The organism is Ramlibacter henchirensis, from assembly GCF_004682015.1.
In the GTDB taxonomy this organism is placed as follows: domain Bacteria; phylum Pseudomonadota; class Gammaproteobacteria; order Burkholderiales; family Burkholderiaceae_C; genus Ramlibacter; species Ramlibacter henchirensis.
The window spans coordinates 55,776-67,629 of sequence record NZ_SMLM01000004.1; the positions used below are offsets into that span (position 1 = coordinate 55,776).

Consider the following 11,854-nt stretch of genomic DNA (forward strand, 5'->3'; position numbering starts at 1 on the left):
CGCGGAAGCAAGATCCAGGAGACGAACGATGCCCAAGACCCAGATCGCCATCATCGGCGCCGGCCCCGCGGGGCTGCTGCTCGGCCAGCTCTTGCACAAGGCCGGCATCGACAACGTGATCCTGGAGCGCCAGACCGCCGAGTACGTGCTCGGCCGCATCCGGGCCGGCATCCTGGAGCAGGTCACGGTCGACCTGATGGACGAGGCCGGCATCGGCGCGCGTCTGCACCGCGAGGGTGTCGTCCACCACGCGATCGAACTCGTCTTCCGGGGCGAGCGCCACCCGATCGACGTGGATCGCCTCACCGGCGGCAAGGTCGTGACCGCCTACGGCCAGACGGAGCTCACCCGCGACCTGATGGAAGCGCGCCAGGCGGCGGGACTGCCCACGGTCTACGAAGCCGCCGACGTGAGCCTGCACGGATTCGACGGTGACAAGCCCCTGCTGCGCTACCGGCACGGCGGGCAGGAGCACGAGCTCCACTGCGATTTCATCGCGGGCTGCGACGGCTTCCACGGCGTGTCTCGCGCGACGGTGCAGGACCACGTGACCGAATACGAGAAGGTCTATCCCTTCGGCTGGCTGGGCGTGCTGGCCGACGTGCCGCCGGTGTCCCCGCACGCCATCGTCTACGGCAACAGCGAACGCGGCTTTTCGCTGTGCTCGATGCGCAGCCTCACGCGCAGCCGCTACTACGTTCAGTGCCCGGTCGACGACCGGGTCCAGGACTGGCCGGACGACCGCTTCTGGGACGAACTGAAGCGCCGGGTGGACCCGCACCTCGCAGACAACATCATCACCGGACCTTCGATCGAGAAGAGCATCGCCCCGTTGCGCAGCTTCGTCGCCGAGCCGATGCGATTCGGCCGCCTGTTCCTCGCGGGCGACGCCGCGCACATCGTGCCCCCCACGGGAGCCAAGGGCCTGAACCTCGCGGCCAGCGACGTGAAGTACCTGTCGTCCGCGTTCATCGAGCACTACCGCGAACGCAGCGCCGCGGGGCTCGACCACTACTCCGACCGGGCGCTGCATCGTGTCTGGAAGGCGGAGCGATTCTCCTGGTGGCTCACGACGCTGATGCACAGCTTCCCCGACATGGGCGCGTTCAACCAGAAGCTGCAGGAAGCCGAGCTCGAGTACCTGGTGCATTCCGAGGCGGCTTCCACCGCCCTCGCGGAGAACTACGTCGGGCTGCCCCTCTAGGCCACGGCCCGACCGCAGGCGCGAGGCCGCTCTGCTAGCCTAGCGGCATGACGCCGCCGCGCCCCCTCGCCAACGTCCGCATCCTCAGCCTCGCGCTCAACCTGCCGGGCCCCGCGGCGCTGATGCGCTGCCGCCGGATGGGCGCGACCTGCACCAAGCTCGAACCGCCGTCGGGCGATCCGATGCAGCACTACAACCCGGCCGCGTACGCGGAACTGCACGAAGGCGTGAAGGTCCTGCAAGCGGACCTGAAGAGCGAGGAAGGCCGGGCGCTGGTGCACCGCGAACTCGCGCGCACGGACGTCCTGCTCACCTCGTTCCGGCCTTCGGCGATGAAGAAGCTGGGGCTCGACTGGCTCCAGCTTCACAGCCGCCATCCCTCGCTCTGCCAGGTGGCGATCGTCGGCGGGCCGGGCGATGCGGCCGAAGTGCCGGGACACGACCTCACCTACCTCGCCGAGAACGGACTCGTCACCGGCACCGAGCTGCCCGCCACGCTGTTCGCCGACATGGGCGGCTCGGTGATGGCCAGCGAGGCGGTGCTGCAGGCCGCGCTGCTGCAGGCCGAGCGCTACGCGGGATCGGGCGACGTGCATCCGAAAGGGCGTTACTTCGAAGTGGCCCTGTCCGATGCCGCCGCGTACCTGGCGCTGCCCCGCCGCTGGGGACTCACGCAGCCCTCCGGCGCGGTCGGCGGCGCGCATGCCGGCTACCGCATCTACGCGTGCCGCGACGGCCGCGTGGCCGTCGCCGCGCTTGAACCCCATTTTGCTTCTGCGCTCTGCGCGGCTGCGGGCGTGTCGGCATCGGACATCAAGGCGATGTTCGCGCGGGCCACGCACGAAAGCATTGCAAAATTCTTTGCGAGCCGGACCTGCGACGAATTGGAACGGCTGGCCCGGGAGAAAGACCTGCCGCTGCACACGATGCAGGCCGGTTGACGCGGCCTGCTGTCAAGCGGGCGCCTCCGAAATGATGGCCAGGATGTTGCCCTCCGTGTCCTTGAACCACGCGGCCGCGGCGCCGCCGCCGGTGAAGATGCTGTCCACCGTCTTCATGTCCGGCGTGTCGTACTCCTCGAACACCACGCCGCGTCGCTTCAGCCAGGTCACCGTCGCGCGCACGTCCTTCACGGTCCAGAAGGCGGTGCTGGCCTTGTTGGTGCCGGCGCCCGCCGAGAGGTACATGAAGAACGCCGTGCCCGCGCCGCACCGGAAGGTCAGGCCGCCGGCCACCGGCTCGCCCGGCTGCAGTCCGAGCTTCTGCTCGTAGAACGCCCGGGCACGCTCCAGGTCGTGGACGGGGACGTACGCGTACAGGGGAGCTTGGCTCAGCATGGCGTTCTCCTTGGGCGGTTTGAACCCAGTCTAGGAGGCCGGATCGCCACCGGCTGTAACGCCTCAGCGCGGCTTGCTGCGAGGCGCGGCCTTGGCCCCGCCGGTCACCCGCGGCGGCAGGCCGGTGTGCTGCGTGAGCACCGTGCCCTTGCGCGGCTTCGCGGCAGGCGTCGAGTTCTTGCGCCGCGCGCTGTTGTAGCTGCCGTCCGTCACCGGCTGGAAACTCGGGATCAGATGGTGCTTGCCGTTGCCGATCAGGTCGGCGCGGCCCATCGACTTGAGCGCCTCGCGCAGCAGGGGCCAGTTGTTCGGGTCGTGGTAGCGCAGGAAGGCCTTGTGCAGCCGCCGGCGCTTCTCGCCCCGCACGACGTCGACGCTGTCTTCTTCCGTCGCCTCGCGCCGCACCTTGCGCAGCGTGTTGCGGCCCGAGTGGTACATGGCCGTCGCCGTGGCCATTGGGCTGGGATAGAAGGTCTGCACCTGGTCGGCGCGAAAGCCATTGCGCTTGAGCCAGACCGCGAGGTTCATCATGTCCTCGTCGCTGGTGCCCGGGTGGGCCGCGATGAAGTACGGGATCAGGTACTGCTTCTTGCCCGCCTCGGCCGAGAACTTCTCGAACATCTGCTTGAAGCGGTCGTAGCTGCCGATGCCGGGCTTCATCATCTTCGACAGCGGCCCGGCCTCGGTGTGCTCGGGGGCGATCTTCAGGTAGCCGCCCACGTGGTGCTGCACCAGTTCCTTCACGTACTCGGGCGACTGCACCGCCAGGTCGTAGCGCAGGCCGGAGCCGATCAGGATCTTCTTGATGCCCTTGAGCGAGCGCGCCCGGCGGTACATCGAGACCAGGTGCCGGTGATCGGTGTTCAGATTCGGGCAGATGCCCGGGTACACGCAGCTGGGCTTGCGGCACGCCGATTCGATCTCGGGCGACTTGCAGCCGATGCGGTACATGTTGGCCGTGGGGCCGCCCAGGTCGGAGATGACGCCGGTGAAACCCGCCACCTTGTCGCGGATCTCCTCGATCTCGCGAATGACGGAGTCCTCGCTGCGGCTCTGGATGATGCGGCCCTCGTGCTCGGTGATGGAGCAGAAGGTGCAGCCGCCGAAGCAGCCGCGCATGATGTTCACGCTGAAGCGGATCATCTCCCACGCAGGGATCTTCGTCGCGCCGTCGTGCGAGCCGTTCTCGTCGGCATAGGCCGGATGCGGACTGCGCGCGTAAGGCAGGCCGAACACGTGGTCCATCTCCGCCGTGGTCAGCGGGATCGGCGGCGGATTGAGCCAGACATCGCGATCGCCGTGGGCCTGCACCAGCGCGCGGGCATTGCCCGGATTGGTTTCGAGGTGCAGGACGCGATTGGCGTGGGCGTAGAGGACCGGGTCGGACTTGACCTGGTCGTAGGACGGGAGGCGGATGACGGTGCGGTCGCGGTTCAGTTTCAGGCGCGGGTTCGGCACGAACTTGAGCACTCGAGCGCTCTCACCCCCGCCCTCTCCTGCAAGCGGGAGAGGGAGTTCTTCCTTGGTGCACGACGAGCCCTGCGCGTTCGCCTGCTCCGCCACCGTCATGTACGGATTCACGTGGTCCTCGACCCGCCCCGGCCGGTCAACTTCCGTGGAATCGATCTGGAACCAGCCTTCCGGCGTGTCGCGCCGGATGAAGGCGGTGCCGCGCACATCGGTGATCTGCGAAACGGGCTCCTTCGAAGCGAGCCGGTGCGCAATCTCCACGATGGCGCGCTCGGCATTGCCGTACAGCAGCAGGTCGGCCTTGCTGTCCACCAGCACCGAGCGGCGCACCTTGTCCTGCCAGTAGTCGTAGTGCGCGATGCGCCGCAGGCTGCCTTCGATGCCTCCGAGCACGATGGGCGCCTCGGGGAACGCTTCGCGACAGCGCTGCGAATAGACCAGCGACGCGCGGTCGGGCCGCTTGCCGCCCGCGTCGCCGGGTGTGTACGCGTCGTCGCTGCGGATCTTCCGGTCGGCCGTGTACCGGTTGATCATCGAATCCATGTTCCCCGCCGTCACGCCGAAGAACAGGTTCGGCTTGCCGAGCGCCTTGAACGGGTCGGCCGATTGCCAGTCGGGCTGGGCGATGATGCCCACCCGGAAGCCCTGCGCCTCGAGCACACGGCCGATCACGGCCATGCCGAAGCTCGGGTGGTCGACGTAGGCGTCGCCCGTGACGATGATGATGTCGCAGCTGTCCCAGCCGAGCCTGTCCATCTCCTCCCGGCTCATCGGCAAGAACGGCGCCGTGCCGAAGCGCGCAGCCCAGTACCGCCGATAGCTGGTGATCGGCTTGGCGGCGCGCGCGAACAGGGAAACGTCGACGGGGGCGTTCAAGGCAGGGGACCGGGGGGGAGGACCCGGGATTTTAAGTTCCGGCGCCTCGGAGCGCCCCGGCGCGAGGCGGTGTCCTTACGGGATCGAGGACACCCGGCCCGCTTTACTTTTCCTTCGGCACGCGGCCCCGCGCGGCCTCCAGCTCCCAGGGGCTGCTCTCCACGTTGGGGCCATCCGGGAAGCTCTGCGGGCCCTTGGCGATGCCGGGCTTGGCTGCCCCGCCCTTCACGCCTGCAGGCATGTCCGGCGCCGCCTCGTCCACTAGGTCGCTGCCGGCCGGCGCCTCGTTCTGCGACGCGTCCTCGCCCAGCGTCTTGTGGGTGGGATCGCCGTCGTGGTTCTCGTTGCTGCCGTGGGCCGGGCCGCGCCCGATGCTCTGGTTGCCGCTCATGTTCGACTCCTTGTCGTGCATTGCGGTCCACTCTAGGAGCCGGACCCGCCCCAGGCTGTAGGCACGCACCGATACCATCCGTCCATGTCCCGGTCGCAGATGCTCGCCAGCCCCACCGAAGTCGTCCGTTTCTGGAGCGACGCGGGGGCCGACCGCTGGTTCCGCAAGGACGAGGCGTTCGACCGCGAGTTCCGCGACCGCTTCCTGCCGGCGCACGCGGCCGCGGCACACGGCGAGCTGCTCGACGATTGGCGGCGAACGGCCGAGGGTTCGCTGGGCCTGCTGGTGCTGCTGGACCAGTTCCCGCGCAACGCCTTCCGCGGCTCGGCGCGGATGTACGCAACGGACGCCCTGGCGCGGCTGGTCGCCCAGCAGGCGGTCGAAGCAGGGCAGCGCGGGCAGGTGGCGCAAGCGATGCAGGGCTTCTTCCACCTGCCCTTCTCGCATTCGGAGTGGCTGCCCGACCAGGTGCGGGCCGTGGAGCTGGCCCGCACGCTCGACCCCGAATCGGAACGCTGGGCCATCCACCACCATGACGTGGTGGCTCGGTTCGGGCGCTTCCCGCACCGCAACGCGCTGCTGGGCCGCAACTCGACGGCCGCGGAGCGCGCGTTCCTCGCGGAAGGCGGTTTCGCGGGCTAGACGGGCCGGGTCAGTAGACGCCGAGGCCGGCGAAGGTGCTGAACTCCCCGCCCGGACGCGTGGGCGTGGCGGTGATCGAAGCCAGCGGCTGGTGGTGCGTGTCCAGTTCCTCGGCCAGCAGGCAGTCGCGGCTGTCGGCGTGCACCGCGTCGCGCACCAGCGTGTAGGTCGAAGGCGAGATCAGGATGCTGCCGGCGGAAGCGCCCGCGGCCACGCGGGCCGCCAGCTCGCCCTCGGCGCCCAGCAGCGTTGCGAAGGCCTCGCCGCCGCGCGAGAAACGCGCGATCTGGCAAGACGCCGTGCTGATGCCCATGCGCAGGCGCAGCGGGGCCGCGCTGTGCTGCAGCGCCATCGCCATGCGCACGCAATCGACGGCGTCGTCGAAGAACAGCGAAGCGCCGCCGGAGGGCGCGAGGCGGTCGCGGATGCCGTGGTGCCGCGCGGCCAGCCACTCGAGCTGCATCTCCAGCTCCTCGTCCAGGACTTCCGTGCGCATTTCCACGGGCAGGTGCTCGACGAACAGCAGCGTCAGCGTGCGGCGCTCCAGGGCCACCGGCGAGCTGCCGTCGGACTCACCCGCGGTCGCCTCGCCGGCCTGGGCCGCGGGCTCGTCGAAAGGTCGTTCGTCCTTGCTCATCGGGTGGCTTCCTGCATTTGTTGCCATGGGTAACAACTATCGTCAGTGAGCCCATCCGTGACGCTAGGCAAAAGGGGCGTGGCCCTTACGGAATTTGCTCACCGGACGCTGGTTCGCCAGGCCTCTGCGCGCCGCCAACGCGGCCTAACGCGTATGCAGCGCCGCGGCATGCACGCCGACGCTGAAGGCGCCCGCTTCCTTGAGCAGCGCCGCCGCGCGGTCGGCCAGCCCGGAATCGGGCGTGCGCGCCACCAGCACGATGGCGCCCCGCTCCACCGCCTCGGTCACCACGTCGACGTGGTGGTGGTCGACGTTGAGCTTCACCAGGTCGCCGAACACCCGTCCGAGCGCGCCGAGCACCGACGTGTCCGCCTGCCGCCGGCGCACGCGGCTCACCGCCTTCAGGCGCTCCAGGTCGTGCTCGATGTGCAGGTCGTCGCGCGCGATGCCTTCGTGCGCCAGCCGGTGCAGCGCCATCTGTGCGGCGTGGCGGTCATCGAAGGCGGCGAGGATGGTGCTCATGCGGTGCTCCTTGCAGGGACGTTGATTGTCAACTCGCGCGGCGGCGCGTGGGCGTCGGCGGCTTGAGTCTTTGCAGGTCCAACGTGATCCACGTGGGCGCATGGTCGCTGGCATGGGGCTGCCCGCGCACCCAGGTGTCGACGCCGGCTTCCTTGAGGCAGGGCGCGAGCACCGGGTTGAGCAGCAGGTGGTCGATGCGCAAGCCCGCATTGCGCTGCCAGTGCTGGCGGAAGTAGTCCCAGAACGTGAAGATGGGCTCGTCCGGATGCAGGTGCCGCAGCGCATCGGTCCAGCCCTGCGCGAGCAGCCTCGCGTAGCACTCGCGGCTCTCGGGCTGCAGCAGCGCGTCCTTGAGCCAGGAGCGCGGGTTGTAGATGTCGAAGTCAGTGGGCACGACGTTGTAGTCGCCGGCGATCACGACGGGATGCGGCCCGTCGACCAGCCCGGCCGCATGCTCGATCAGCCGCTCGAACCAGGCCAGCTTGTAGTCGAACTTGGGACCCGGTTGCGGGTTTCCGTTGGGCAGGTAGAGGCAGCACACGACGAGCCCGTCGACCGCGGCTTCCAGGTATCGGCTGTGCGTGTCGTCCGGATCGCCCGGCAGTTCGCGCCGCGCCTCGACCGGCTCGCCGCCACGGCTGAGGATCGCCACCCCATTCCACGAGCGCTGGCCCTTCCACAGCGAGTGGTAGCCTGCCTCGCGCAATTCGCGCACGGGGAACGCGCCGTCCAGTGCCTTCAGCTCCTGCAGGCAGGCCACGTCCGGCTGCTCCCGCTCGAGCCATTCCAGCAGGTTGGGCAGCCGCGTCTTGATGCCGTTCACGTTGAAGGTGGCGATCTTCATCGGCGCTGCCGATCATGGCTCCGCCGCCAGAGCGCTGCCGTAGGACCGCGCCTTGAGGGACGGCGGCGTCCTACGGTGCCGCCCTCCTCGCCCGACTAGATTGGGCCGGACTCTTTCAGGAGCACACCATGGCTGAGAAAAAGCAGCAGGGCGCCCCCGGCACGCCCGTGGCGCAGGACGACTTGCTCGGTGAAGCGGCGCGCGCGACCGGACCGGTGGAAGGCCTGGACGCGCAGGTGGGCGGCGACGGCACGCCGCGCGACCGCGGGCAGGCGGAAGGCGAGTCGCGGGAGCGCAGCCAGGCCGATGGCGAGGCATGTCCGGGGAAGGATGAGAACCAGGCTGGGTTCGTGAAGGACCGGGAGAAGCCGGACCGGCCGTAGTCCGGTGGCTCCTGGCGTGCGCCGGCACCGGCGGCGTGCCTCGCCCTGTCCGGCAGAGCCGCGGCGCCCTACAGTGGCGGGATGCATGATGTCCTCGTGGTCGGCGGCGGCAACGCCGCCCTGTGCGCCGCGCTGATGGCCCGCGAGGCCGGCGCCAGCGTCCTCGTCCTCGAAAGCTCCCCGCGCGAATGGCGCGGCGGCAATTCGCAGCACACGCGCAACCTGCGCTGCATGCACGACGAGCCGCAGGACGTGCTGGTCGACGCGTACCCGGAAGAAGAGTTCTGGCAGGACCTCCTCAAGGTCACCGGCGGCGCGACCGACGAAAAACTCGCGCGCCTGGTGATCCGCGCGTCCTCCACCTGCCGGCCCTGGATGCGAAAGCACGGCGTGCGCTTCCAGCCTTCGCTCGCGGGCACGCTGCACCTCTCGCGCACCAACGCCTTCTTCATGGGCGGCGGCAAGGCGCTGGTCAACGCGTACTACCGCAGCGCGGAGAACCTCTGCGTCGACGTGCGCTACGACTCGCCGGTCGACCGTCTGGAACTGGACGACAGGCGCTTCGTCGCCGCGTACTGCGGGGGCGAGCGCATCGAGGCGCGCGCCTGCGTGCTGGCCTGCGGCGGCTTCGAATCCAACCGCGAGTGGCTGCGCGAGGCGTGGGGGCAGAACGAGCGCGGCGAGTGGCCGGCCGACAACTTCCTGATCCGCGGCACGCGCTTCAACCAGGGCGTGCTGTTGCGTCACATGATGGACCAGGGCGCCGACATCATCGGCGACCCGACGCAGGCCCACTGCGTCGCCATCGACGCGCGCGCCCCTCTCTACGACGGCGGCATCGTGACGCGGGTGGACGCTGTTTCGCTGGGCATCATGGTCAACCGGGAGGCGAAGCGCTTCTACGACGAGGGCGAGGATTTCTGGCCCAAGCGCTACGCCATCTGGGGCCGGCTCGTTGCGCTGCAGCCGGGGCAGATCGCCTACTGCATCATCGACAGCCAGGCCATCGGCCGCTTCATGCCGCCGGTGTTCCCGGGCGTGCGGGCGAACACGCCGGCGGAACTCTCGGGCGCGCTGGGCCTGGATGTCCCGACGTTCGTGCGCACGCTCGAGGACTACAACGCGGCCTGCCGCGTGGGCAGCTTCGACCACACCGTGCTGGACGACTGCCACACCGAAGGCCTGTCGCCGCCCAAGACGCACTGGGCGCGCCCGATCGTGAAGCCGCCGTTCTACGGCTATGCGCTGCGGCCGGGCATCACGTTCACCTACCTGGGCCTGAAGACCGACGAGCACGCGCGCGTGCATTTCGGCGGCGCGCCCAGCGACAACCTGTTCGTGGCGGGAGAAATGATGGCCGGCAACGTGCTGGGCCAGGGCTACACGGCCGGCGTGGGCATGAGCATCGGCACGGCCTTCGGCCGCATCGCCGGAACGCGGGCGGCGGCCGCGGCATTGGAGAACGTGGCGCATGCAGCAGCTTGAATCGCTCGTACGCGCCGCCGAGGCGGAAGTGTCGCGGCAGATGCAGATCTGCAATGCCTGCCGCTATTGCGAGTCCTTCTGCGCTGTCTTCCCCGCGATGACGCGGCGGCTGGACTTCGCCGCGGGCGACGCCCACTACCTGGCCAACCTGTGCCACAACTGCGGCGCCTGCCTGCACGCCTGCCAGTACGCGCCGCCGCACGAGTTCGCGGTCAATGTGCCGCGCGCGATGGCGCAGGTGCGGCGCGAGACGTACGTCGAGCATGCCTGGCCGCGCGCGCTCGGCGCCCTCTATCGCCGCAATGGCATCACGGTCGCGCTCGCGACCGCCGGCGGACTGGCGCTGTTCCTGCTGCTGGTCCTCGCGCTGCGCGGGACGCTCTTGCACGAGCCGCTCGCGGGCAACTTCTACGCGGTGTTCCCGCACAACCTGATGGTGGCCCTCTTCGGCGCCGCATTCGCATGGGCCGTGCTCGCGCTGTCGATCGGCACCGCGCGGTTCTGGCGTGGACAGTCGCCCGGCCCGGCCAGCGGCGCGTCCGCCGCCGAAGCTGCCCGGCACGCGCTCGCCCTCACCTACCTCGATGGCGGCCACGGCGACGGTTGCAACGAGCGGGACGACCGCTTCACCAGGCTGCGGCGGCGCTTCCACCACCTCACGTTCTACGGCTTCCTGCTGTGCTTCGCCTCGACCTGCGTCGCGACGCTCTACCACTACGCTCTCCGGTGGCCCGCGCCTTATCCGCTCACCAGCCTGCCCGTGGTGCTTGGCACCGCAGGGGGACTCGGGCTGCTCGCCGGACCGGCGGGCCTGCTGTGGCTGAACCTGCGGCGGCATCCGCTGCACGGCGACCCGCAACAGCGACCGATGGACCGGGCGTTCATCGTGCTGCTGTTCGCCACCAGCCTCACCGGCCTGGCGCTGCTCGCCTGCCGGGACACCGGCGCGATGGCGCTGCTGCTGGCGGTGCACCTCGGCACGGTGCTCGCGTTGTTCGTGACCCTGCCCTATGGCAAGTTCGCGCATGCCGTCTACCGCACGGCGGCCCTGCTCAAATGGGCGATCGAACGGCGGCAGCCCAACCGGCTGCAACTGGGCGCGGACTGAAGAAGCCAAGCTGCGAATGAGCGATGGCGTCATGTGGATGCCTTCGCAGGGCGGCAAAACACAGCAGTGCTTCTGTTGTGCAGCAAGTTGAACCCGATTGCGAGCCGATGTAACCCGCATGCGGTTTTCCGCTCGATGAGCTCACGCTTTTCTGCCTCTACAGCTGAGCTAGCGGTGCGCACTTTCGTAAGCGAACGTGATGTTTCAAAGCGACCTTTAGAGCTAAGAAAAATTCCACCACAGTTGAGCCAGCGATTCGATGCACGGGTCGCCGCCCGAGTCCCGACGGGCTTCTTTGGGACCAGAGAGGAAAGGAAAACGACGGATGAAATTTGATCTGTTGCGAATGGGGGTCGTGTACCTGCACCTGATCGCCTGTTGCATCGCGTTGGGCACGGTGTTCATGAGCGACCTGCGGCTGGTGCGCGGGCTGCTGCGAAGTGAAGGGGGAAAGGTGGAAGCCGACCACCTGGCCGGCTTGCACCACACGTTGGCGCGGTCGCTGCTTGCGCTGTGGGTGACGGGCTTCGCCGTCGTCTCGATGGACGTGTGGAAAAGCGGCGCCGACGTGATGCTCAATCCCAAGCTGCAGGCCAAGTTCTTCGTGGTGCTGCTCCTCACCCTCAACGGCCTCGCGCTGGAGCGCTTCGTGCTGCCCGCGATGAAGAAGGCCGGCGCCCTCATGCGCTTGACCTTGACCAACCGCCTGCTCGCGGTGTTCGTCGGTGCGGTCTCGGCGGTGTCGTGGTTCTATGCCGCCGCGCTGGGCGTGGGCCGGCCGCTGAACTGGCAGTTCTCGCTGGCGCAGATCATGGCGGCCTGGCCCATGCTGGTGTTCGGCGGCTTCTTCCTGATGGTCACGCTGACCGCCTGGGTCGAGTACGTGTCCCGCGGCGGCGCCGCCGCCCTGGAGCGCATGCCGCTGCGCGCTGTCGCCCGCTAGTGCGCGGCCGCA

Annotated in this window: 13 protein-coding genes; 7 read left to right on the forward strand and 6 right to left on the reverse strand. The window is 69.0% G+C overall.

Annotated features, from left to right (window positions below):
- Nucleotides 1–28: 28 nt before the first annotated feature.
- Nucleotides 29–1,204, forward strand: coding sequence for a 4-hydroxybenzoate 3-monooxygenase (gene pobA, locus EZ313_RS21610; RefSeq protein WP_135265399.1), 1,176 nt, complete (start codon nucleotides 29–31; stop codon nucleotides 1,202–1,204).
- A 47-nt stretch (nucleotides 1,205–1,251) separates the two neighbouring features.
- The gene (locus tag EZ313_RS21615; RefSeq protein ID WP_135265400.1) at nucleotides 1,252–2,145 is read left to right on the forward strand and encodes a CoA transferase; all 894 of its coding nucleotides are present in this window, start codon (nucleotides 1,252–1,254) and stop codon (nucleotides 2,143–2,145) included.
- 12 nt (nucleotides 2,146–2,157) lie between these two features.
- Here the strand turns inward: EZ313_RS21615 and EZ313_RS21620 are convergent, their stop codons facing one another.
- The 3 genes from EZ313_RS21620 to EZ313_RS23390 form a co-directional block, all read right to left on the reverse strand.
- Entirely contained in the window at nucleotides 2,158–2,541 is a 384-nt protein-coding gene (locus EZ313_RS21620) for a VOC family protein (protein WP_135265401.1), read from the reverse strand.
- Between the two features lie 63 nt (nucleotides 2,542–2,604).
- On the reverse strand, nucleotides 2,605–4,887 hold the full coding sequence (locus EZ313_RS21625) for a YgiQ family radical SAM protein (protein WP_135265402.1): 2,283 nt from the start codon (nucleotides 4,885–4,887) through the stop codon (nucleotides 2,605–2,607).
- A gap of 103 nt (nucleotides 4,888–4,990) precedes the next feature.
- Complete coding sequence (locus EZ313_RS23390; RefSeq protein WP_167772694.1) at nucleotides 4,991–5,278, reverse strand: hypothetical protein; 288 nt, start codon at nucleotides 5,276–5,278, stop codon at nucleotides 4,991–4,993.
- A gap of 84 nt (nucleotides 5,279–5,362) precedes the next feature.
- On the opposite strand from EZ313_RS23390, the gene EZ313_RS21635 reads away from it, so the two are divergent.
- On the forward strand, nucleotides 5,363–5,920 hold the full coding sequence (locus tag EZ313_RS21635) for a DUF924 family protein (protein WP_135265404.1): 558 nt from the start codon (nucleotides 5,363–5,365) through the stop codon (nucleotides 5,918–5,920).
- 10 nt (nucleotides 5,921–5,930) lie between these two features.
- Here EZ313_RS21635 and EZ313_RS21640 read toward each other — a convergent pair whose 3' ends face one another.
- The 3 genes from EZ313_RS21640 to EZ313_RS21650 form a co-directional block, all read right to left on the reverse strand.
- Nucleotides 5,931–6,557, reverse strand: coding sequence for a hypothetical protein (locus tag EZ313_RS21640; protein WP_135265405.1), 627 nt, complete (start codon nucleotides 6,555–6,557; stop codon nucleotides 5,931–5,933).
- A gap of 144 nt (nucleotides 6,558–6,701) precedes the next feature.
- The gene (locus EZ313_RS21645) at nucleotides 6,702–7,079 is read right to left on the reverse strand and encodes a hypothetical protein (RefSeq protein WP_135265406.1); all 378 of its coding nucleotides are present in this window, start codon (nucleotides 7,077–7,079) and stop codon (nucleotides 6,702–6,704) included.
- Between the two features lie 28 nt (nucleotides 7,080–7,107).
- Nucleotides 7,108–7,923, reverse strand: a complete 816-nt coding sequence (locus tag EZ313_RS21650) for an exodeoxyribonuclease III (protein ID WP_135265407.1) — start codon at nucleotides 7,921–7,923, stop codon at nucleotides 7,108–7,110.
- A gap of 128 nt (nucleotides 7,924–8,051) precedes the next feature.
- On the opposite strand from EZ313_RS21650, the gene EZ313_RS21655 reads away from it, so the two are divergent.
- The 4 genes from EZ313_RS21655 to EZ313_RS21670 all read left to right on the forward strand — a co-directional run bounded on the left by EZ313_RS21655 (nucleotide 8,052) and on the right by EZ313_RS21670 (nucleotide 11,842).
- The gene (locus EZ313_RS21655) at nucleotides 8,052–8,306 is read left to right on the forward strand and encodes a hypothetical protein (protein ID WP_135265408.1); all 255 of its coding nucleotides are present in this window, start codon (nucleotides 8,052–8,054) and stop codon (nucleotides 8,304–8,306) included.
- 81 nt (nucleotides 8,307–8,387) lie between these two features.
- Nucleotides 8,388–9,791 carry an FAD-dependent tricarballylate dehydrogenase TcuA gene (tcuA, locus tag EZ313_RS21660; RefSeq protein ID WP_135265409.1) on the forward strand — a complete coding sequence of 468 codons (1,404 nt, stop codon included), beginning with the start codon at nucleotides 8,388–8,390 and terminating at the stop codon, nucleotides 9,789–9,791.
- The gene (tcuB, locus tag EZ313_RS21665; RefSeq protein ID WP_135265410.1) at nucleotides 9,778–10,899 is read left to right on the forward strand and encodes a tricarballylate utilization 4Fe-4S protein TcuB; all 1,122 of its coding nucleotides are present in this window, start codon (nucleotides 9,778–9,780) and stop codon (nucleotides 10,897–10,899) included. Before tcuA ends, tcuB begins: the two co-directional genes overlap by 14 nt.
- A 325-nt stretch (nucleotides 10,900–11,224) precedes the next feature.
- On the forward strand, nucleotides 11,225–11,842 hold the full coding sequence (locus EZ313_RS21670) for a hypothetical protein (protein ID WP_135265411.1): 618 nt from the start codon (nucleotides 11,225–11,227) through the stop codon (nucleotides 11,840–11,842).
- Nucleotides 11,843–11,854: the final 12 nt, after the last annotated feature.